The 20,720-nt window shown below is 70.2% G+C and carries 20 protein-coding genes; 8 read left to right on the top strand and 12 right to left on the bottom strand.

Annotated elements, in window-relative coordinates:
• Nucleotides 1–5 precede the first annotated feature (5 nt).
• The 3 genes from ACFORO_RS19115 (at nucleotide 6) to ACFORO_RS19125 (ending at nucleotide 3,194) form a co-directional block, all read left to right on the top strand.
• Nucleotides 6–1,583: an FAD-dependent oxidoreductase gene (locus ACFORO_RS19115; RefSeq protein ID WP_377870856.1), complete on the top strand. Its 1,578-nt coding sequence runs from the start codon at nucleotides 6–8 to the stop codon at nucleotides 1,581–1,583.
• On the top strand, nucleotides 1,580–1,933 hold the full coding sequence (locus ACFORO_RS19120) for a 4Fe-4S dicluster domain-containing protein (protein WP_377870855.1): 354 nt from the start codon (nucleotides 1,580–1,582) through the stop codon (nucleotides 1,931–1,933). The genes ACFORO_RS19115 and ACFORO_RS19120 overlap by 4 nt, the downstream gene beginning before the upstream one ends.
• A 94-nt stretch (nucleotides 1,934–2,027) precedes the next feature.
• On the top strand, nucleotides 2,028–3,194 hold the full coding sequence (locus tag ACFORO_RS19125) for an ROK family transcriptional regulator (RefSeq protein ID WP_377870853.1): 1,167 nt from the start codon (nucleotides 2,028–2,030) through the stop codon (nucleotides 3,192–3,194).
• Here the strand turns inward: ACFORO_RS19125 and ACFORO_RS19130 are convergent.
• From ACFORO_RS19130 to ACFORO_RS19150, 5 genes are read right to left on the bottom strand one after another with little or no spacing between them, the layout of a single operon-like run.
• On the bottom strand, nucleotides 3,191–3,715 hold the full coding sequence (locus ACFORO_RS19130) for a beta-class carbonic anhydrase (protein WP_377870965.1): 525 nt from the start codon (nucleotides 3,713–3,715) through the stop codon (nucleotides 3,191–3,193). The two genes, ACFORO_RS19125 and ACFORO_RS19130, sit on opposite strands and share 4 nt — an antisense overlap.
• A gap of 30 nt (nucleotides 3,716–3,745) precedes the next feature.
• Nucleotides 3,746–4,966, bottom strand: coding sequence for an amidohydrolase family protein (locus ACFORO_RS19135; protein ID WP_377870852.1), 1,221 nt, complete (start codon nucleotides 4,964–4,966; stop codon nucleotides 3,746–3,748).
• Nucleotides 4,967–5,012: 46 nt separating this feature from the next.
• The gene (locus tag ACFORO_RS19140; RefSeq protein WP_377870851.1) at nucleotides 5,013–6,602 is read right to left on the bottom strand and encodes an ABC transporter permease; all 1,590 of its coding nucleotides are present in this window, start codon (nucleotides 6,600–6,602) and stop codon (nucleotides 5,013–5,015) included.
• Complete coding sequence (locus tag ACFORO_RS19145) at nucleotides 6,603–7,406, bottom strand: ABC transporter ATP-binding protein (RefSeq protein ID WP_377870850.1); 804 nt, start codon at nucleotides 7,404–7,406, stop codon at nucleotides 6,603–6,605. It lies immediately after the preceding gene.
• Nucleotides 7,407–7,410: 4 nt separating this feature from the next.
• Nucleotides 7,411–8,424: an ABC transporter substrate-binding protein gene (locus tag ACFORO_RS19150; RefSeq protein WP_377870849.1), complete on the bottom strand. Its 1,014-nt coding sequence runs from the start codon at nucleotides 8,422–8,424 to the stop codon at nucleotides 7,411–7,413.
• A gap of 183 nt (nucleotides 8,425–8,607) precedes the next feature.
• Between ACFORO_RS19150 and ACFORO_RS19155 the strand changes: the two genes are divergently transcribed.
• Nucleotides 8,608–9,270, top strand: coding sequence for a FadR/GntR family transcriptional regulator (locus ACFORO_RS19155; protein ID WP_377870848.1), 663 nt, complete (start codon nucleotides 8,608–8,610; stop codon nucleotides 9,268–9,270).
• A gap of 244 nt (nucleotides 9,271–9,514) precedes the next feature.
• Nucleotides 9,515–11,557, top strand: coding sequence for a hypothetical protein (locus tag ACFORO_RS19160; RefSeq protein ID WP_377896601.1), 2,043 nt, complete (start codon nucleotides 9,515–9,517; stop codon nucleotides 11,555–11,557).
• Here ACFORO_RS19160 and ACFORO_RS19165 read toward each other — a convergent pair.
• The 4 genes from ACFORO_RS19165 to ACFORO_RS19180 all read right to left on the bottom strand — a co-directional run bounded on the left by ACFORO_RS19165 (nucleotide 11,548) and on the right by ACFORO_RS19180 (nucleotide 16,039).
• Nucleotides 11,548–12,513 carry a M28 family metallopeptidase gene (locus ACFORO_RS19165; protein ID WP_377870846.1) on the bottom strand — a complete coding sequence of 322 codons (966 nt, stop codon included), beginning with the start codon at nucleotides 12,511–12,513 and terminating at the stop codon, nucleotides 11,548–11,550. The two genes, ACFORO_RS19160 and ACFORO_RS19165, sit on opposite strands and share 10 nt — an antisense overlap.
• A gap of 108 nt (nucleotides 12,514–12,621) precedes the next feature.
• On the bottom strand, nucleotides 12,622–14,235 hold the full coding sequence (locus tag ACFORO_RS19170; RefSeq protein ID WP_377870845.1) for a M4 family metallopeptidase: 1,614 nt from the start codon (nucleotides 14,233–14,235) through the stop codon (nucleotides 12,622–12,624).
• Between the two features lie 160 nt (nucleotides 14,236–14,395).
• Complete coding sequence (locus ACFORO_RS19175; protein WP_377870844.1) at nucleotides 14,396–14,863, bottom strand: DUF6193 family natural product biosynthesis protein; 468 nt, start codon at nucleotides 14,861–14,863, stop codon at nucleotides 14,396–14,398.
• Nucleotides 14,864–15,058: 195 nt separating this feature from the next.
• On the bottom strand, nucleotides 15,059–16,039 hold the full coding sequence (locus ACFORO_RS19180) for a GlxA family transcriptional regulator (protein ID WP_377870843.1): 981 nt from the start codon (nucleotides 16,037–16,039) through the stop codon (nucleotides 15,059–15,061).
• Nucleotides 16,040–16,176: 137 nt separating this feature from the next.
• Between ACFORO_RS19180 and ACFORO_RS19185 the strand changes: the two genes are divergently transcribed.
• The 3 genes from ACFORO_RS19185 to ACFORO_RS19195 are packed head-to-tail and all read left to right on the top strand — an operon-like array spanning nucleotide 16,177 to nucleotide 17,921.
• Complete coding sequence (locus ACFORO_RS19185) at nucleotides 16,177–17,127, top strand: NADP-dependent oxidoreductase (protein WP_377870964.1); 951 nt, start codon at nucleotides 16,177–16,179, stop codon at nucleotides 17,125–17,127.
• Between the two features lie 7 nt (nucleotides 17,128–17,134).
• The gene (locus ACFORO_RS19190; protein ID WP_377870842.1) at nucleotides 17,135–17,455 is read left to right on the top strand and encodes an NIPSNAP family protein; all 321 of its coding nucleotides are present in this window, start codon (nucleotides 17,135–17,137) and stop codon (nucleotides 17,453–17,455) included.
• A 25-nt stretch (nucleotides 17,456–17,480) separates the two neighbouring features.
• Nucleotides 17,481–17,921: a GlcG/HbpS family heme-binding protein gene (locus ACFORO_RS19195; RefSeq protein WP_377870841.1), complete on the top strand. Its 441-nt coding sequence runs from the start codon at nucleotides 17,481–17,483 to the stop codon at nucleotides 17,919–17,921.
• A gap of 84 nt (nucleotides 17,922–18,005) precedes the next feature.
• On the opposite strand, the gene ACFORO_RS19200 is transcribed toward ACFORO_RS19195, so the two are convergent.
• From ACFORO_RS19200 to ACFORO_RS19210, 3 genes are all read right to left on the bottom strand, one after another.
• On the bottom strand, nucleotides 18,006–19,124 hold the full coding sequence (locus ACFORO_RS19200; protein ID WP_377870840.1) for a glycosyltransferase: 1,119 nt from the start codon (nucleotides 19,122–19,124) through the stop codon (nucleotides 18,006–18,008).
• 230 nt (nucleotides 19,125–19,354) lie between these two features.
• Nucleotides 19,355–19,999: a carbonic anhydrase gene (locus ACFORO_RS19205; protein WP_354735415.1), complete on the bottom strand. Its 645-nt coding sequence runs from the start codon at nucleotides 19,997–19,999 to the stop codon at nucleotides 19,355–19,357.
• Nucleotides 20,000–20,081: 82 nt separating this feature from the next.
• A complete protein-coding gene (locus tag ACFORO_RS19210; RefSeq protein WP_344273237.1) occupies nucleotides 20,082–20,246 on the bottom strand; it encodes a hypothetical protein in 165 nt (54 codons plus the stop codon).
• Nucleotides 20,247–20,720: the final 474 nt, after the last annotated feature.

The following is a 20,720-nucleotide window of genomic DNA, read 5'->3' on the forward strand; positions in this document are numbered from 1 at the left end:
ACCTGATGGAAACGCTCGACTTGACCGCCGACGTGTTCGTGGCGGGCGGCGGACCGGCCGCGACGTGGGCGGCGCTGCACGCGGCCCGCGACGGCGCGGATGTCGTACTGGCGGACAAAGGATACTGCGGAACCAGCGGCGCGACGGCCGCCGCGGGCACCGGCGTCTGGTACGTGCCCCCGGACCCGGCCGCGCGGGAGGCGGCGATGGACTCGCGCGAGGAACTCGGCGGCAGGCTCGCCGACCGGAGGTGGGCGGCCCGGGTGCTGGACGAGACCTACGAACGGGTCAACGAACTCGCGGTCTCGGCCCGGTTCCCGTTCCCCGTCGGCCCGGACGGACGCCAGCTCCGCAACGGCCTCCACGGCCCGGAATACCTGCGCCGCATGCGGGTTCTCGTCCGGCGCGCGGGGGTGCGGATCCTCGACCACAGCCCGGTGACCGAACTGCTCGCCGGTCCCTCCGGGGCGGTCGCGGGCGCGGCCGGCCACCAGCGGCAGGGCGGGCAGGACTACCGGGTGCGGGCCGGCGCGGTCGTGCTGGCCACCGGCGGCTGCGCGTTCCTGTCGAAGGCGCTGGGCTGCGACGTCAACACCGGGGACGGCGCGCTGTTCGCCGCCGAGGCCGGGGCCGACCTGTCCGGCATGGAGTTCTCCAACGCCTACGGCATCGCGCCGGAAGGCACCTCGGTCACCAAGACCGCGTTCTACCACTTCGCCACGTTCTTCCGGGCCGACGGCAGCGTGCTCGAGGGAGCCAGCGGCGTCCGGCGCTCGCCGATCGCGCGGGAACTGCTGCGCGGCAAGGTGTACTGCCGCTTGGACCGGGCCGATGAACAGGCCCGCGCGGCGATGCGGCTGGCCCAGCCGAACTTCTTCCTCGCTTTCGACCGGATGGGCATCGACCCGTTCACCGAGAGGTTCCCGATCACCCTGATCGCCGAGGGCACGGTCCGCGGAACCGGCGGCATCCGGATCGTCTCGGACGACTGCGCCACCACGGTTCCCGGCCTGTACGCGGCGGGCGACGCGGCCACCCGCGAACTGATCTGCGGCGGTTTCACCGGCGGCGGCAGCCACAACGCCGCCTGGGCGATGTCGTCGGGCACCTGGGCCGGGCGGGGAGCCGCTCGTTACGCCCGGTCGCTGGGTTCCCGTGCGCACCACCGCCGGACGCTCGCGCTCGGCGAAGCCGGGCTCCGGCCGAGCGGACGTGTCGACGGAGACCACCGCGAGGTGATCGCCGCGATCCAGCGCGAAGTCCTGCCCTACGACAAGAACTACCTGCGGCACGGGAACGTGCTGACCCCGGCGCTCGCCTCGCTGGACGACATCTGGACGCGGCTGCGAACGTCGCTCGGCGGCTCCGGCGAACTGTCCGTCCGCACCCGGCAGGCGGCGGCGATGGCCGCGCACGCACGGTGGATGTACCGGTCGGCGCTGGCTCGTACCGAAACCCGGGGCATGGCGAAGCGGCTCGATTTCCGCTCGCAGGACCCGGCGCAGCGGCATCGCCTGCACTCCGGCGGTCTCGACACGGTTTGGGTTCGTCCGGAAAGGACAGTCGTGGAGGCGGTGTCGTGATCGAGTTGGTGTCCGCGGAACGCTGCATCGCCTGCGACAAATGCGTCACGGTCTGTCCGACGAACGTCTTCGACCGCGGCGCCGACGGCATCCCGGTGATCAGCAGGCACGACGATTGCCAGACGTGCTTCCACTGCGAGGCGAACTGCCCGGTCGACGCGTTGTTCGTCTCGCCGCGGACGTCGCCGGAACCGGAGGGGGCGATGGCGAAGGACGCCGATCTGCTGACGGACGGCGGCTTGCTGGGCAGCTACCGGGAACGGCTCGGGTGGGGGAAGGGCCGCGCACCGGCGTCCAGCCTGGCGATCGGCCCGCCGCTGCGCCCGGGCGCGGATCCGATCACGAGCTGAACGGTGAGACCGGCGCTGGTGCGGTCCGTGAGGGGAACCCTGACGGACTCAGAGTTCCCCTCACGGGCGTGAAGAGCGAGCCGGGAGCTGATCGATGACGACGAGTGTTCTCGCGCGCGATCCCGGCATCACCTCCGCCGCGGCCGTGCTCCGGACCGTCCTCGCGCGCGGCCCGCTGGCCCGCGACGCCATCGCGGAACTGACCGGTCTCAGCCCGGCCGGTGTCAGCAGGCAGTGCGCGAGCCTCGTCGGCCTCGGCCTCCTCGCCACACGCCCGGCGGCCCAGCCGCCGGACCGCCGGGCCGGACGGCCCCGGACCGAACTCGACATCGCCGCCGACCGGCACGTGGTATTCGGCGTGCACATCGCCCACCACTTCGCCACGCTCGCCGCACTCGACCTGCGCGGCCGCGTCCTGGCCTCGGAACAGGTGCCGCATCCCGGCGGCGAGCCCGAGCGGATCCTCGCCGGGACAGCCGCGCGGCTGCGGGAATTCCGGCAGCACCACCAGAAAGGCCGCATTCCGGTGGGACTCGGCGTGGCCAGCGGCGGCTGGGTCGACCCGGACGCCGGCGTGCTTGTCGAGCATTCCTCGCTCGGCTGGTACGACGTGCCCGCCGGGCCGATCCTGGCGGAGCTGTCCGGCCTGCCCACCCGGGTCGACGGGCACGCCCGCGCGCTGGCCTCGGCGGAGGCGATGTTCGGCGCCGCGCGCGGCTGCGGATCGCTGGTGCACCTGTTCGTCGGCAACGTGGTCGACGCCGCGATCGTGTCCGGCGGACGGCTGTACCGCGGCCCGGGCTCGGCGGCGGGCACCGTCGCGCACCTCCCGCTCGGCGCGCCGGGCACGCGATGCGCCTGCGGACGCCCCGGCTGTTTCGAAGCCGACGCGGCCGAATGGGCGGTCACCGCTCGCGCCGGACGAGTGTCCATCGCGGACGTGGTCGAGGCGGCCGGGTCCGGCGATCCGGCCGCGCTCGACGTCCTGCTCGGCCGGGCCCGCACGATTGGCCGGGCGGCGGCGCTGTTGTTCGACGTGGTCAACCCCGAGGTATTGGTGGTCGCCGAACCGGGGATCGCGGATCTGCCCGCCTGCCGGGACGCGGTGCGCGCGGAGGTCTCGGCCCGGTCCCGGGGACGCGTCGACGCGGCGAGCCGGGTGCTCCCGACGAGTTTCCCCGGCCAGGACCTGCTCGGCGTCGCCGCGGGGGCGGTGCAACTGGACGCGCTCTACACCGACCCGCACGCGTTCCTCGCCTAGCCGACCTCGGCGAGATTCCCGGTGGCGACGTCGAAAACGAAGCCGCGGACGGAATCCTGGTGCGGAATGAAGGGGCTGGTCCGAATCCGCGCGAGGGACTGGCGGACGTCCTCCTCGCGGTCGGTGAACGCCTCGGCGGCCCAAGCGGGCTTGATGCCGGTTTCCCGCCGGATCGAGTTCCGGAATTCGTCGTCGCCGAAAGTGAGCATGCCGCAGTCGGTGTGGTGGATCAGAATGATTTCCGTGGTGCCGAGCAGCCGCTGGCTGATGGCGAGAGAACGGATCTCGTCCTCGGTGACGACGCCGCCCGCGTTGCGGATGACGTGCGCGTCGCCTTCGTCGAGGCCGAGAACCCCGTAGACGTTGAGGCGGGCGTCCATGCAGGCGAGCACCGCGACGTGCTTGGCGGGCGGCAGAGGGAGCGGCCCGGTGAAACTCGCGGCGTACGCGGCGGTGTTGGCCAGAAGCTCGACCGTCCGGCGCTCAGCGCGGACCTCGGGTACGACCGAGGCCCGCGCCAGTGAAGCGAGACGGTTTCTGCTGATTGCGCGTTACCCGATCAGGGATGGGCGTTGCGTGAGCGCTCCGTCGCGCGCGACGATCTTTCCCCGCTTCATCACCAGGCTGCGCGGAGGCGGAAGAACCACAAGCTCGCCGAGCGCTTCGCCCGGCAGCACAAGAAGATCCGCGACATCGCCCGCGGCAAGATCAGCCTTCTCGTAACCGAAAGCAGCCCGCCCCCGCTGGGAAGTCATCGACAGCGCGAACTCCAGATCCTCGTCGCGGCGGAAGTACGACTTGTACGACAGCATCATCGCCCGCGCGAGGATGTCGCCGTCGCCCCACGGCGACCAGCGGCTTCGCGAGGAATCCGAACCGAGGCACATCGGGACTCCGAACTCGGCCAGCCGCCGCACGTCCGGCACCGGCAGGAGGCCGTGCACGCCGACCGCGACGGCGACTCCCGCGTCGGCCAGGACGTGGCTGGTTTCGGCGAGCTGGTCCGGTGTCGGCCAGGGATCGGCGAGGCAGAAGACGTCGCACAGCGACACTTTCCCTTGCAACCCCAGCGCTTTGGTGCGTTCGGCGATCTGCCTGATCAGCCACCGGCCGAGTTCGCCGGTCTCGTGCAGGTGGAAGTCGACCGCGACGCCGTACTTGCCCGCCAGCCCGAAAATGGTGTCGAGGGAGGCTTTGGCGTCTCCGTCGATTCCGGCCGGGTCGACTCCGGCCACGCCGTCGATGCCGACTTTGAGCGCTTCGTCGAGGAAGTCGGCGGTTCCGGGATGGCTGAGGACGCCGATCTGCCCGAACGCGATGATCTCCAGGTCGACCTGCTCGGCGAAGGCCGCGCGCACCTCGAGCATCCCGTGCACGCCCTCGAGCCCGATTTCCGGTGCGACATTGGCGAAAGTGCGCACGTTGGTCGACCCGTGGCGGATGCATTCGGCGAGGAACCGGCCGCCGCGCAGCGCGCTGGGCGTCGTGGTTTCGCGCCAGTCCTGCAGCGTGTCGGCGAACATCTGCTCCATCGTGATGGCCTCCGACGTGCGCCGGACCCACGGTTCGCCCCACAGGCTCATGTCCAGGTGGGCGTGCCCGTCCACGAAACCGGGGAGGACGATCTGGCCCGCCAGGTCGATGCGCTCCTCTCCAGGCTCGGCGGGCGGTGCCATGGCGAGGACCTTGGCGATCCGTCCGTCCTCGATCACCAGCGTCTGTGCCTCCGGGGCTCCGTTGAGCCGCCCGTTCGTCAGCACGGTGCGTGGCATTGCTTCTCCTCTCTGCCCGCGTCGGGGGACGCGGGGTCAGCGGGATTCAGGAGCGGCGGGCGGCCAGCCTGGCTTCCGCCGCGGCGGCGAGGTGATACGCCGCGAGCGAGGTCAGCAGGATCAGGAAGACCGCGCCCCAGATGAAGTCGTAGTCGTAGACCGCGGCGGCCACGGTGAGCGTCGCGCCGAGTCCGCTCCCGGTCGACAGCCACTCGGCGACCATCGCGGCGCCGATCGAAACGGGAATGGCGATCTTGATCGACGCGAGCAGCCCCGGCAGGGCATAGGGAATCCGCAGCCGCAGCATCGTTTGCCAGCGCGGTGCGCCGGCGGAGCGCAGGATGTCTTCGGCCGCGGCGGGGATCGCCCGCATGGCCAGCAGGACGTTGACGACGGTCGGGAAGAAGGTCATCACCGCGATGAGCACGGTGACCGCCACCAGTCCCCGGCCGAAGACCAGGGCGAGCAGCGGGATGATCGCGAGCATCGGAATGGACCGCAGCGCGACCGACACGCCGAGGACGGCGCTCTCGATCGCTTTGAACTCGAAGGCGGCGATCGAGACCAGCACCGCGAGCGCGACGCCCGAGAACAGGCCGAGCCCGGTGTCGCCGAGCGTCCGGAGCAGTTGGCCGAGCAGGTACGGAAGCGCCTGGGCCGACTCGGCGTCCGTGGTGCCGAGCGAGGTGTGCCCGTGGAGCAGATACGGGATGACGCGGTCCGGGGCCGGGGCGATCGAGGACGCGCCCGGCAGCAGGATCGCCATGCCCCACCACGCGGCGAGGATGACGGCGAGGGTGCTCGCCAGGCTGAGCACGCCGCTGAGCAATCGCCATACCGCGCTGGGTTTCGGCGTGGCGCGTTCGGCTGCGCCAAGGGTCGTCTCGACCGAGCGCAACGCGGGGACCAGCAGTTTCGCGATCAGCGGGATCGCGGCGTAGCACATCGCGGCGAGCAGCGACGTCACGACGAGCAAGCCCCAGAGCCGGGCCACCTGGAACGCGCCCTGCGCCTGGATCATCGCCACGCCGAGACCGTGGTCGGCTCCCAGGTACTCGCCGATGATCGCGCCGAGCAGCGCGCTCGGCGCGGCTATCTGCAGTCCGCCGACCAGATTCGGCAGCGCGGCGGGGATCCGGGCGCGGCGCAGCACCGTCCATTCGCTGCCGCCGGCGGCGCGGATGACGTCGACCGAACCGGCACCGACCGACCGGAGTCCTAAGAGGACGGACGCGACGGTCAGGAACACCACCGACTGGGCGGCCAGGATCACGCTCGGAGTCCCGGAGGGGAACAGGATCGACAGAATCGGCGCGACGGCGACCAGGGGCAGCGCGATCGCGGTGACCGCGAACCGTTCCAGCACCCGTTGCAGGATCCGGTACCGGGACGTCAGCAGAGCGGCGGCGATCGCGAGGACGTTGCCCCACAGGAACCCTTGCGCCGCTTCGCTCATCGTCGCGGCGATGTTGGGACCGTAGAAGCCGCGGTCGCCCCACATCTGCCGGAGGAGTTCGACCGGTGACGGAACGACGCTGGAGTACGGTCCGGACAGCGAGATCAGTTGCCACAGCGCGAGAACGACGACAACGGCGAGTGCGGCTCCGCCGTATCTGCGGATCGTGCGCCGGGGCATTCAGCTGCCCGCCGGGTTCTCGAACAGCACCGCCGACAGTTCGTCGCACAACTCGTGGAACTTCGGTTCGCGCAGCGTCGCGGCGGTGCGCGGGCGGGGGAGATCGATCGTGATGACCTTCGAGATCGTGCCGGGTCGCGGGCTCATCACCACGACGGTGTCGCACAGCAGCACCGCCTCGGAAATGCTGTGCGTGACCAGGACGGTCGTGGTGCCGCGGTCCAGCCACATCCGCTGCAATTCGAAGTTCAGCCGCTGCCGCGTGAGATCGTCGAGCGCGCCGAACGGTTCGTCGAGCAGCAGCAGGCTCGGGTGGTTGATCAGCGCCCGGGCCAGCGCGGCCCGCTGCCGCATGCCGCCGGAAAGCCGGGACGGCCGCGATTTCTCGAAGCCGGACAGGCCGACCAGGTCGATGAGTTCGGCGACGTCTCGTGGGTCCGGCGTTCGCCGGGCGACCTGCAGCGGCAGGGTGATGTTCGCTTCGACGCTGCGCCAGGGGAGCAGGCCCGCGTCCTGGAAAGCGACGCCGATCCCGTGCTGCGAACGGAGTTCCCGCGGAGCGGTGCCGTTGACCGAGATCGTGCCGGACGTCGGCGTGTCCAGGTCGGCCAGCATGCGCAGCACGGTGGATTTGCCGCAGCCGGACGGGCCGATGATCCCGACGAACGCTCCCTTCGGCGCGGTCAGGGAGAACTCGCGGACCGCTTCGACCTGCTGCTTGCCGTCGTGGAAGGTCTTCGTCACGCCGGACAGGTCGAGGCCGCCTTGGTCGTCCGGACGGGCGGGAAGGGTCTGTGCGGCCATGGCGTCAGAAGAGTTCATTGGTGAACAAGGAGGGAGAAGTCTTGACACCGACGATGTTCTGCAGCGCGTTGACGGTGTCCTTGATCAGCGCGTCGGACATGGTGAGCACCGGGCCGCCCGCCGCGGGCCGCATGAACGGCTTCATCGCTTCGAGCGTCTTGACCTGCGAAGTCGCAGTCAGGCCAAGGGATTTGCCGTACTTCGTCACGGTCGTTTGCGCGGCAGCGGCCGGATTGCCCAACGCGTCTTGCCATCCGTGCTGGCTCGCCGCGACGACTTTCTTCAGCAGCGCCGCCTTGTCCGGATCTTTCAGTGCGGCGCCGGTGGTCACGAGGACGTCCTGCATCCGGTTGAAGCCGTAGTCCGCCAGCAGCATGGTGTGCGTCTGGACGCCCTTTTCGCCGAGCGTCACCGGCTGATTGGTCGCGATGCCCCACAGCGCGTCGATCTCGCCGGCGACCAGGGGAGCGGGATCGAAACTGATCGGCACGAGCGTGACTTTCGCCGGGTCGACGCCGTTCTTCCGGAGGAACGCCAGCGCCGTGTTCTTGCCGGACAGCGTGATGCCGAGCTTCTTGCCGACGATGTCGCCCGGCGTCTTGACCGGTGCTTTGGCCGGCGAGACCCAGCATTCGGGGCTGCGCCGGAACTGCGCGCCGACGATCTTCAGGTCGTTGCCGCGCTGCGCCGCGTTCGCGACGTTCTCCGGGACCGGCTCGACCGCGAGCAGCGCCTTTCCGGTGAGGACGATCGGTTCCGGGCTGGTCGTGGGGCCGCCCGGGAGGATGTTCGGGGTCAGGCCGTTTTTCGCGAAGTGCCCGTTCTCGGCGGCCATGAAGAAGCCGGAGTACTCGGCGTCCGGGACCCAGCCGAGCTGAAGGCTGAAGTCCTGGCTGCCTGAGCTGCCGCCGCCGCAAGCGCTCAGCAGCGAGGTGGCGCCGAGGAGGAGTGTGCCGCTTCCGGCCAGTCTGAGCGCGTCGCGCCGGCTGATCCCGGCGCGGGGGAGGTTGTCGTCCACGCTTGCTCCTCTGCCTGGCTTGTTCGGGGGATACGCGGGTGCCGTCCCGGAAGGCTAAGCTCAAACCCGGACAGAGGCAATACCGGTAATACCAGTTTGCTCCGCCGGTCGCGGACCGGCCGGAGCCGCCTAAGCTGCCGTGGCGGGGGAACCTCCGCCGCGACAGGGGAGAAGGAGGAGGCGGTGGCCTTCAGCACTCAGCGCGCGCGGGTGGCGGACGAGCTTTTCCGGGGCATCCGGCACGGCAGGTACCCGGGCGGAAGCAAGCTGCCGTCGGAACGGAGGCTGGCGCTGGAATTCGAGGTCTCGCGGCCGGTGGTGCGGGAAGCGCTGGGAATGCTGAGCTCGCTGGGCCTGGTCGAGATCCAGGTCGGCCGGGGCGCGTTCGTGACCGAGAAGGACGTCGCCGCGCAGTCGCAGGAGGTGCAGCGCTCGCTGACCGACATCGACCTGGTGCGGGAAGTCCTGGAAGTCGGAGCCCTGCAGCTGGCCCGTCGGCGCGGGGTCTCCGCCGAGGGGGAGGCAACGGTGCGCGAGGCACTGGACCGGCTGGAGAAGACCGTGGAGGCGGGGCAGGAACTCAGCGAGTCGGACCACGCGCTGCACCGGGCTTTCATGCAGGCGACCGGGTCTGAGTCGCTGATCCGGCTGTGGGACGAGCACACCGCGGAGATCGACCAGATCGTGCAGATCGATCCGAAGGGGCATGTGATGGATCGGGACGATCTGGAACGGCATCGCTTGCTGGCGAGGGGAATGCTGGGCGGGGATGTCGACGCGGCGGTTGAGGTGTGCCAGTTTTTGCATGAGGCGTATCGGGATTTCCTTCGCCGGTTGCTCGGCTGAGGGGCGGCTGGGTCAGGAGTTTGGTGAGCCGCTGCTCGGGAAGCGACTGAACGTCTCGGGTTTCGTTCGCGAAGGCATCCTGCGAGATCACGTGCGCACGAACCGGGATCAGCAGGATTCCGTTCTTTCATCGATGCTTTCCAGCGAATGGCGTGGAACTGACCACAGTGGACTCCCTGCCACCGTCTCGCCGGGACACCGCTGCCGCCGAAAATTGTCGGACCCCGCCGCTACCTTTCTTGGCATGACGCTTCTGGAGTTCTGCGAGGACGACGAGTACTCGCCCGAATACGGCACCATCGTGCTTCGAGACGTGTACCGCGACAAGACTTTGCCCGCGCTGGACAACGAACTGCTCGGCGAAAACGCGACGGGGACGGTGTCCGGCACAGTCGCGACAGCGGGCGACGGCTGGCTATACGCCACGGCCGACCACCTCTATCAGGCAATTCGCTGCGAAGCGCACGACGGGCCACCGGAACTGCGACTCGGGAACTGGGAAGACATCGTCGAGTCGCCCTTTCGCAGCCGCTCGGGGATCGCGGGCCTGGGGTGGTTGATGGGCGGCACGCTCAGCGGAGAACTGAGTCTTGGCGCGAAAGGGTTTTACCGCGTCCGGGTGTGCCGGAGACCGGCGGACGCCGGCGAGGAAGGCGACGTCTGGCTGTTCCAGTTCTGGCCGGAGGAGGTGCCGGAACCGCCGCGGTGGCTCAAACGCACGCGTCCGGCGATTCACCCGGAGGAGCCGGGCTGGCGGCAGGTGTTCGGGTACGACGTCATCGAAGTGTCGTGGTACTTCACGCTTGTCGGCATGCTGCGCCCGGACGGCTGGCTGGACGAACCGTTGCCCGGCAGGGAGCAGCCATCGGAGAGCGTGTGTGGCCAGTTGGGCGTCGACCCGCCGCGCACGCGTCGGGACGGGATTCCGTTGCTGGTCGCCGCGGGGTTGCTCGTGGAGGACGGCACCGGCGGGTACCAGGCGGGAACGCCGCGGCGGGCCACGGAAGTGCTCGACCTCCCGGACGAACTGGCGAACCGGATAGATGCCGCCGCGGTCCGCGCCGTCTACGTTTGGCTCGCCGCAGACCTTGTCACCATCGCGGCCTGGTCGAATCCGGCGCACGTAAGGGATTTGGCCGGGTTGCTGGCTGTCCCGGAGGAAACCGTCGAGCCGTTGCTCGCGTACGCGGTCAGCGACAAGCTGATCCACCGGGAAAACGGTGCCGTCACAGCGCTTCCTCGCCGACCGCCGCCGACCCGGCCGGCACGCAGGCGGGTCGAGACCGTGCGCAGGGAGGAACCCGCGACCGTGGCCGGTTCGCCGCCGAAAGCGGGGTTTGTCTCCGGCGACGGCGCAGTTGTCGTGTGGCGCGCGGGTGAACCGGTAGTCCTCGGCCGGGTCGAGAGCGACTATCGCTACCGCGCGTTCGAGACCCTGACAGGCGTTTACGTCGCCTCCTCCGGAGGGCAAGGGCAACTGATCGACTGGACCGGTGCTGCCGGCCCAGCGCCGGTTGACTTGGGCATGCTGCCGGTCCGCAGCGTCGACGGACGCTGCTTGGCCGGGGTGGAGACGCACGTCGGCCGGCGGACCTGGGACCAGGTGCATGTCTTCGACGTGGCCACGGAAGAAGTGTGGAGCCTGCCGAAATCAGACGAGCTGACCCGAACCGTCCTGGCCGTCCACGACGGATCGGTCTATTTCACCACCAGGTCGGGATATATGACGTTCACCGCTTCCCGCTGGACCCCAGGCCAGGAACCGGTGGAGTTCGCCTCGACGGTGCATCAGCTCGACCCGCTTTCCGGCGCTCAAGTGCGCGAAGAAGCCGGAGCGGCAACAGTGTTCACGGCGTCGGGGGAGCAGCGGGCGCTGCCGGAACCCCATCGCTGGCGCTTCGTGCCGGGCGGCGCGCTGATGCATTCGGGCGGCCACGAACCGCCCGTGGTGCAGGTGCTCGACCTGGCCGCGGGGACGACCGCCGAATACCCGCTCCCCGACGGCTGCGACGCGAGCGGCACCCCGTCGACCTCGCCGATCTGGGAAACCCCGGACACGCTGGTCTTCTCCCAGCCGAACCGCGGGTCGACCCGCCGCATCGTCCGGTGGCATCTGGAGCGCAACGAGTTCGAGCATTTCGACCTGCCCGAGATCGCGGGATACCGCCCGTTCCTGGTCGAACCGATTCTCGTCCGGCAGGCCGGTCCCGGACAGCCGGACGCTCCGGGCCGCCGCCCTCTTCGTGGCGACGACCCGGAGCGGCTAATCGATCAGGTTCAGCGATGAGCCGTCGCGACAGGCGCCGCGGCCGCCAGCTTCCACACCGCGTACCCGATCGCGTCGGAGTTCTTCTCCAGCGGCGTGTCCGGGATGTTCGCCGTCGTGTCGCAGGCGCGGTGGTAGCAGTTGTCGAACGGTGCGCCCGCCGTGCCGCCCCACTTGTCGGCCTGTTCGTAGCTCTTGATGTCGCCGGCGCCGGTCGCGAGGCCGCCGACCGGGATGCCCGCGCGCTTGAACGAGGCGTGGTCGGACCGGCCGTCGCCTTCGGTGTCTCCCTCGGTCTCGATGCCGATGGAGGCGAAGTACTCGTCGAAGACGGCCTTGACCGAAGCGACGTCGTCGTAGACGAAGTAACCCCAGTTCTTCGAGCCGATCATGTCGAAGTTGAGGTAGGTCTTGATCTTCGCGCGCTCGGTGCCCGACAGCGTGCTCACGTAGTACCGCGAGCCGACCATGCCGGACTCCTCGTCGGCCCACCACGCGAACCGGACGCGCTTGGCCATGGCCGGGTTCGTGCGGGCCAGCGTCAGCGCGACCTCAAGGATCGACGCGCTGCCGGAGCCGTTGTCGTTGATGCCGGGGCCCGCGCTCACCGAGTCGAGGTGCGCGCCGAGCATGAGGACCTGGTTCGCGTCGCCCTGCGGCCACTCGGCGATCAGGTTCTGCGACTGGCCGGTGCAGCTCGTGCACGTCTGCCGTTTCGTGGTGTAGCCCGCGTTCTTGAGCAGGTTCTCCACATAGGACACCGACGCCGCGTAGCCGCCGCCGCGCGGCGAACGCGTGCCGCCGTTGTTGCGGGCGATGGTCTGCAGCTGGTTGAGATGCGTCTTGATGTTGGCCAGCGAGATGTCCGGCGCGGCGAGCGTCGAGGCGGGCGCGGCGGTGGCCGCGGGCACGGTGACGACGCCCAGTATCGCCACCAGGGCGGTGACCCCGGCGCCGAGTTTTGTCTTCCACTTCATGGCGGTGCGTTCCTTCGGTTGGGGGAGCGGGGATTTCGGGGACGGGGACTGCCTGCCGCGCGGCCGGGTCCCGCCGGTCGGCGGGGAGCGGGACCCGGCCGCGTCAGGTCAGCGGACGGGCCGTGCCGTGCAGGTCGGCTCGCCGGAGACGGCGGGCACGGAGACGGCGTTCCAGGCGGCCTTGGTGGCGTTGAACTCGGTGCAGCTGCCCGGGTAGAGCGCGATCGCGGCCTCCAGCGTCGCCTTGCGGGCGGCCCGGTGGTTCCACGACGAGGTCTTCTTCAGCAGGCCGTTGTAGAAGATCTTGGCGGCCTTCTGAATGCCGACGCCGGTGACGCTGCTGTTGTTGCAGGTCGGGCTGGCCGGCTTGCCGCCGCCCGGGTTCGAGCCCTCGGCGAGCAGGTAGAACCAGTGGTTCTGCGGGCCGGCCGCGGCGTGCACCTCGGTGCTCGGGATCGACGACGAGTAGCAGTTCGGGTCGCCGACCTTCGACGGGTCGTACATGTAGCGGATCGGGCCCTGGCCGACCAGGTTGACGCCCTCGCCGACCTCGTAGTCCGGCCGGTCCTTCGCGTTGTTCGCGTAGGCTTCGGTCATCGCTCCGAAGATGTCGCCGGTCGACTCGTTCAAGCCGCCGTTCTCGTTGCCGGAACCCGCGCCGCCCGGGGTGGTCTGGAAGATGCCGTGCCCGAACTCGTGGCCGACGACGTCCATCGAGGTGGCCTGGCGCCGGTTGTCCTGCGAGTGCCCGAAGTGCGTCGAAGAACCGTCCCAGTAGGCGTTGACGTCGTTGAGGCCGACGGACGCGGGGTAGCCCCGGCCGCTGCCGTTGATGCCGTTGCGGCCCAGCCAGTCCTTCAGCATCTTCCACTCGGTCTGGACGCTGAAAAGCGCGTCGACACAGCCGGTTTCGAGATTCGTGCCCGAGCCGTTGCCCCAGCTGTTGTCCGGTCCGCTGTAGACAGACCCGCCCTCGCGGCCGCAGCTGAGGCCCGGGCGGCCGGGGTCGCGCAGGGAGTAGGTGGAGCCGGACTGCGTCGTGTCGAGGGAGACGGTGCCGACGTAGTAGCTGTTGCCGGTGCCCGCGGCGTTCACCGCGTTCGACTGGGTCTGGGACTTGGCGCCGGAGCCGAAGGTCTTGATGTCGTCCCGCTTGTCGAGCACCGCGCCGGTGGCGGCGTCGACGAACACGTGCAGCTTGCTCGGCGCCGTGGCGGTGCGCCCGGAGACGACGACCTCGTAGGCCAGCTTCGGATTCGTCCCGGCCAGCACCACCTTCTCCGGGGTGCTCACACTGTCCACAGTGGGCAGTTGGGCACGCGCGGTGGAAGCGGCCTTCGCGGCGTCGAGAACAGCTTGCGTCCCCACGGAGATGGGTGCGCTCTCCGCGGCGCTGGTGCCGCGGACGTTCCCGGCCCCGTCCGCGACGACGACCGCGTCCCCTCCCACGACCCGCAAGCCCTGGTAGGTGCGCTCGTAGGCGCCGTAGAAGAGTCCGGCGTCGCCCGCGGTCAGGCCGACGCGCCGGAACGCCTCCGCGGGGCCGCGGCTGAGCGCGGCGAACCCGGAGGCGACCGCTTGATCAGCGGCGCGAGCGGCGGCCGCGTCCGGGGACGCGGGCTGGGCTTCCTGAGCCGCGCCTGCCGGGGCCGCCGGCAGTACGAGCGTCATAGCGAGCCCGGCGGCAGCCGCCAGGCCCGTGGTGAATCCGCGATGGGGCATCGAGGTCTTCCTTCCATGAAGGCAGGACGATGGGTGCGGGGAGAGGGAACCTGCCCGGCCGCTTACGGTGGGTATGCGGCCGAGCACAGTCGAGTAAAGGATCGGCGGATCGGGGCGTCAATGCTCCAAACGGACCAACGGAATGTTCAGGATTCGCCGGTCAATTCGTATCTGCCTTGCCGGTGCTGGGATTCTCGGCGCGTTCGGCGCCGAGCCGACTTTCGTAGGGAATGTCCCGGGTGCCGTACGAATGTCGGAAAAGGTCGCAGGGGAATGACCGGCCGGGCCGCGGGCGCGGCGCCTCCGGGAGCCATTCCGGAGCGATCGCGTCGAGGGCGAGTTCGACACTGCCCGCCGCTCCGGTTTCCTTCTGCCCCGGGCCGTACGCCCGGTAACGGTCGTCTCCCAGCGGCTCTGTCAAGAGGCCCGCCAGTTCGGCGTAGCGGACCGCAGGCCGGAAACTGAGATTGTCGTGGGAGGTGAACGGATACAGCGCACGGAGGGCGGCCGCGAGGAACGAGTGCGATGCCGTCAGGTGAGCTGCCTGCCGGGGGTTGGCGAGGTACTGCTGCCACGTGAACTCGATGCCATGACGATGTCGACCCGGTGGGTATTCGTTGTGCACCACAGCGGCTACGTCGCGCCAGCCGGGCGACGACGTGAGACGAGCCTCAACGCTGTGACCCGCCCGGTCGAATTCGCCCTGCGGCGCGATCTGCGACGACGACGCCTTGGCGATGTCCGGACAGGGACTCCAGTCCGCCGGATCCCCCGGAAGCAGCTGATCTCCCGGTGCTCGGTGCCGGGGCGGACCGGCCGGATTTCACTGTGCTGCCAACGGCTCCGGCACCTGGTGAGCCCGGCGATAAGCGAGAGGTGACATGCCCAGATACGTGTAGAAGTGCTTGCGCAGGGCGACCGGATCGCCGAAACCGCAGGCGGTCGCGATCCGCGCGACGGGGAGGTCCGTCGACTCCAGCAGCAGCCGGGCGTGCGCGAGCCGTTGCTGTGCAAGCCATTTCAGCGGACTGCTGCCCACCTCGCCGCGGAACCGCCGGGTGAAGGTGCGTGCGCTCATGTGCGCGTGCCGGGCCAGGTCGTCCAGCGTGATCGGCTCGGCGAGCCGGTCCAGCGCCCACTGCCGGGTCGCGGAAGTGGAACGGTCGGTGTCCCGCGGGACCGGGTGCTCGATGAACTGCGCCTGCCCGCCTTCCCGCCACGGCGCGACCACGCAGCGCCGCGCGGCGGCCGAAGCCACCGCGGTCCCGTGGTCCCGGCGGACCAGGTGCAGGCAGAGGTCGATGCCAGCCGCTCCGCCCGCGGACGTCAGGATGCGCCCGTTGTCGACGAACAACACGTCCGGATCGACCTCGACGTCGGGGAACCGCCGTGCCAGCGCGTCGCACAGCGCCCAGTGCGTGGTGGCCAGCCTGCCGTCCAGCAGCCCAGCCGCGGCGAGCAGGAACGCCGACGTGCACAGGCTGACGATGCGGGTCCGCGGCCGGATCCGGTCCAGCGCCGCGGCGACTTCCGCCGGGAGTCGGCCGGTCTTGAGCAGGTGTTCGGTGGGCTCCTGCGTGGCGATGACGACGGTGTCCGCGGTCTCCAGCGCCGACTCGTCGTGCTCGACGACGAGCCGGTAGTCCTCGTGCGTGCGCACCGGCTGTCCGCCGAGAGAGCAGGTCGTGACGGAGTACAGCCGGGTCCCGTCCGGTTCGCAGGCCTCGTTGAACACCCGCGCCGGGATGCCCAGATCGAGCGGCAGGACTCCGTCGAGGGCGAGAACGACTACGCGATGCGGCATGGCTGGAATAGTACGATAGGTGTCTCCCCGGCCACTCACTCGTTGCCGCGAGCGCGCGCCACTCTGGTCTCGGCGCCGCAGTCCCGGCGCGAGACCGGAGTGGGACGGGAATGAGCGAGAACACCATGAGCGAGCACATGCGAGCAGTCACGATCCGGGAATTCGGCGGGCCGGAGGTGCTGACCGTCGAGGAGATCGAGCGGCCCGCGCCGGTGCCGACCGAGGTGCTGGTGCGCGTGCACGCCGCCGGGATCAACCCGGTGGACTGGAAGACCCGCGAGGGCCGGGGAATGGCGGGGATGCAGACGTTCCCGCTGGTCCTGGGCTGGGACGTGTCCGGCGTCGTCGAGGAGGTCGGCTTCGGCGTCACCACGCTCGCGCCGGGCGACGAGGTGTACGCCATGCCGTGGTTCCCGCGCGCCGCGGGCGGTTATGCCGAGTACGTCACGGCACCGGCCCGCCAATGGGCCCGCAAACCGGCCACGATCGACCACGTGCACGCGGCGGCCGTACCGCTGGCGGCGCTGACCGCTTGGCAGGCCTTGGTCGACACCGCTCACGTAAAGGCCGGTCAGCGTGTCCTGATCACCGCTGCCGCTGGCGGGGTGGGGCACTTCGCGGTCCAGTTCGCGCGGCACCTCGGCGCCCACGTGATCGCCACCGCCAGCGCCGCCAGGCATCCGTGGCTCAAGGAACTCGGTGCCGACGAGACCATCGACTACACCGCCACGCGCTTCGAGGAAGCCGTCGCCGACGTGGACGTCGTCATCGATCTGGTCGGCGACGCGCAGGATCAGACCAGCACTCGTTCGCTCCAGGTCCTGCGTCCCGGCGGCCTGCTGGTCGCCGTCCCGTCCGGGGTGTCGCCGGAACTGGCCAAGGCGGCCAAGGCGGCCGACGTGCGCGTCACGCCGTTCTTGGTCGAGCCGGACGGTGCCGCGCTGACCACGATCGCGGGCCTGATCGACGCCGGTGCGGTCGTCGTCGAGGTGGAGGAAACCTTCCCGCTCGAGCAGGCGGCCGCGGCCCACGCCCGCGGCGAGACGGGCCGCACTCGCGGCAAGCTCGTCCTCACCGTGGCGGAGTGATCCGGCCGTGTACTACGAAATCCGCCATTACCAGGCCAGGCCCGGACGCCGCGCGGAATGGGTGCGCTACATGGAAGACGTGGTCATCCCGTTCCAGGCTTCGCTGGGCATGGACGTGACTGCGTCCTTTGTGGACGCTGAACACGAGGACGGCTACGTCTGGATGCGCCGCTTCGAGGACGAGGCCCAGAGCGAGGCGCTTTACGAGGCCGTGTACCAGCACGATCGCTGGAAGAACGAGATCGGCCCGGCGGTCCGGGAGTTGCTGATCGCGGAGAAGAGTGTCGTCACTCGCGTGGCCCCGACTCCAGCGTCGCCGCTGCGATGAATCGGCGACCGGACAAAGAGGTTCGATGAGCACACTCCGGAAATCGGTGCCCGCCTCGTCGGTCAGCCAGACCGCTGCCGTCGCGCTCATCGCCGCGGCACAGGCCGCCGCGGCCCGGATCGGCTTCTCGGCCGCCATCGCGATCACCGACCCGGGCGGGCACCTGAAAGCCTTCGAACGGGCTGACGACGCGCCGTTCCTCACCGCCGAAATCGCGTTCGAGAAGGCTTGGACCGCGGCTTCCTTCCGCATCCCGACTCATACGTGGAACGAGCGCCTCGCCGATCCGAGAGTCGCGCCACTGGGCGGCCACCCGCGGATGATGGCGGTGGGCGGCGGCTGTCCGATCATGGAGAACGGCCGGTGCGTCGGCGGGCTGGGCGTTTCCGGCGGCAGCGACGAGCAGGACCGGAAGGCTGCCGAGGAAGCGCTGGCCGCGGTCGGCTTCGAGGTGTCCGGTCGCTGACTGACTGTCGGGTGCTGGCCGGTGGCTGAATGGCGTCAGGCCAGCACCCGCCAGGAAGATCGCCGTCCAGCAGGCGAATCCTTGCTACGGCTGGGCAATCTCGGCGATCACACTGCCAGGATCGGGACGGTCGGCGATCTCGGCCGCGACCTTCCGAGCCTCGCGGCGATAGACGCTGTTCTCGAGCGCTTCCGCCACGGCCGCACGAATCGCGGCCGCCGAATCCACCGTGATCGCCGTCCCGGACGCGGCCGCGCGGGCGGCATTGATCGGCTGGTCGGCCCCCTGCGGCCAGAGCACCATGGGGAGGCCGTGCGCCAGGGTGCCGAGAATGGTGCCGACGCCGCCCGCGCCGACCACCAGATCCGCCCGGTCGAGCAACTGGCTCAGCGGCACGAAGGGCACGTACCGCACGCGCGGGTCGGCTTGAATCTCCTGGCTCGCGGTGGGATGCCGGAGCGACGAGCCGAGCGTGGCGAGGACGTTGGCCCCGCTGTCGGCGACCGCCGCTACGGCCGTGGAGAGCACGTCCGGGTCGGAGAAGATGGTGCCGAACGTGACGAGCACTGTCGGCTTGCCGGGGGTGTCGAATTCGGACAGTTCCAGCGCGACGTCCTTCGCCCGGCGGTGAGCCCGCGGCCGGACCGGGCGTACCAGAGAGCCGGGGGACCAGTCCGGATCCTGCAGTTGCGGCGGGCACGGATCGAGATAACTCGAGGCCGGGACCGGACGGTCGTGGCGGGCCGACGCCGCGCGATCGATCTCGTCGCTGATCACCGCCGGGAGCGCCGGACCGAGTCCAGCCCGGTGCCAGGCGATTCCCAGCCGGGCGGCGACGAGGGGGGCGACGGCGTCGAACGGCTCGGCGATCACCAGGTCCGCGTGCCAGCCGGCGGCTTTGTCGATGCTGTCGGCGAGCCCGAGGTCGATGCGCGCCCCGCCGAAGATTTCGCCGATGACCGCGGGCGTCGGATGGAACACGTCGGCTCCGGTGCGGCGGGCCGCTTCCTCGGAGAACTCGCCCGGCATCGCCCCGGCGCCGAGGAACGCGACCTCCGGGGGAAGTTCGTCCGTGATCGCGGCCTGGAATCCGGCGCCAGAGAGCAGAGCGACTGAGTGCCCGGCCTCGACCGCCGCCTGCATGAGCGGAACCAGCGGCAGGATGTGGCCGAACGCGGGGGTCGCGCTGAAGAGGAGTTTCATGGCATCGTTCGTCCTTCGAGGCGGCACCCGTTGTGTCGCAGGGAATTCCGGCGGTCGTCGCTGGCTTCAGCGACGACCTTATGCCTTGTGAAGGACGGCGAGGAGCGAATCCGTTGCGGAGTTGCCTGTTGCGCGCGCGGACGCTGCCCGAAAGGCCGGTCTGTCCACAGTAGACTCACGCACGGGCTTCGCCGCCCCGAGGAGGATCGCGAGGCGGCGAAGCGGTCCGCTCAGGCCGGGGAGTTGGCGACGGGCACGTCGATGCCGTGTGCGGCCACGACTTCGGCGCTGCCGTCGGCCAATCGGTAGCGCAGGCCGACGACGGCGGCCCGGCCGTCCGCGACGCGGTCGGCGAGCACGCGGGAGCGGTCCAGCAGCAGGTCGACGGTGTGCTTGACGTGCTCGGCGAGGATCTCGTGCGGTTCGACCCGGCCCGCCGCCCGCGCCGCGAGGACGCTGGGGGTCACCTTCTCGACGACGTCGCGGATGTAGCCGACCGGCGCGAGCCCGTCCTCCAGTGCCGCGCGGGCCGCGCCGACGGCGCCGCACGAGTCGTGGCCGAGGACGACGACGAGGGGGCAGCTCAGCAGGTCGACGCCGTATTCGATGCTGCCCAGGACCTCGCCGCCGATCACCTGGCCCGCAGTGCGCACGACGAACAGGTCGCCGAGGCCGCGGTCGAAGATGATCTCGGCGGCGAGGCGGGAGTCGGAACAGCCGAACAGGACCGCGAAGGGGTACTGGTTCGGTGCGATCGCGGCGCGCCGGGCCGCGTCCTGGTTCGGGTGTTCCGGGGCGCTGGTGACGAAGCGCTGGTTGCCGGCCATGAGCAGGTCGAACGCTTCCTGCGGAGTCGGCGGTGTCGTGTCGGCCATGGCTTCAGCCTAAGCCGGGAAGGGCCGGCCCGGGTGTTGCGATCGTCTCGCCGCCGAGAGGTTTCGACGCGGGCCGGAGCGATCAGCGCCCGCGCCCGAGCGCCTCCCGTTTGACGAACCCGACCAGCGCGGTCGCCACGAACAGGACCGCGCCCACGACGATCAGCCAGAACAGGCCCTTGATCACCACCCCGAGCACGATGCACACCAGCCAGATCACCAAAAGCAGACCGAGCAGCGCCAGCATGGGGTCCTCCTGACCGTCGCCGGGAAACGGGGGTTCACCCGACGGGTACCCCGGCGCGCCCGGACCATGCGGCCCCGATCGGTTGGCGTGCTGACAACACCGGGACCCCTCCCGCGCGGGGCGGGGCACTCTTGCCGCCGACGAGCCCGGCTCAGGAACGGAGTAGCGACGCGCAACCACTTCTCCGCCGGAACGGGTGGATCGACGACACTTCACCAGGCTGACCCCGGCGCAGCTCGCGGGGCGGCCACTTCGCGTCCTCTTGACGGCTGTCGGCGCCACGGCTGTGCTGGCGGCCTGCGGTTCAGCACCGCCCGCTGCCGCGCCCGCCAGCAGCCCGGCGAGCGCACCGTCGTCGACGAGCCCAGTTGCCTCGGAGTCCGGTCCGCCGCCCGCGCCGATCAAGGCGGACCCGAAGTACCTGCCGAGCTGGATGCGGGACGCGGCCGAGAACCCGGCCGACACGGTGGCACA

The sequence above is a fragment of the Amycolatopsis halotolerans genome, assembly GCF_042647905.1.
Taxonomy (GTDB): domain Bacteria; phylum Actinomycetota; class Actinomycetes; order Mycobacteriales; family Pseudonocardiaceae; genus Amycolatopsis; species Amycolatopsis halotolerans.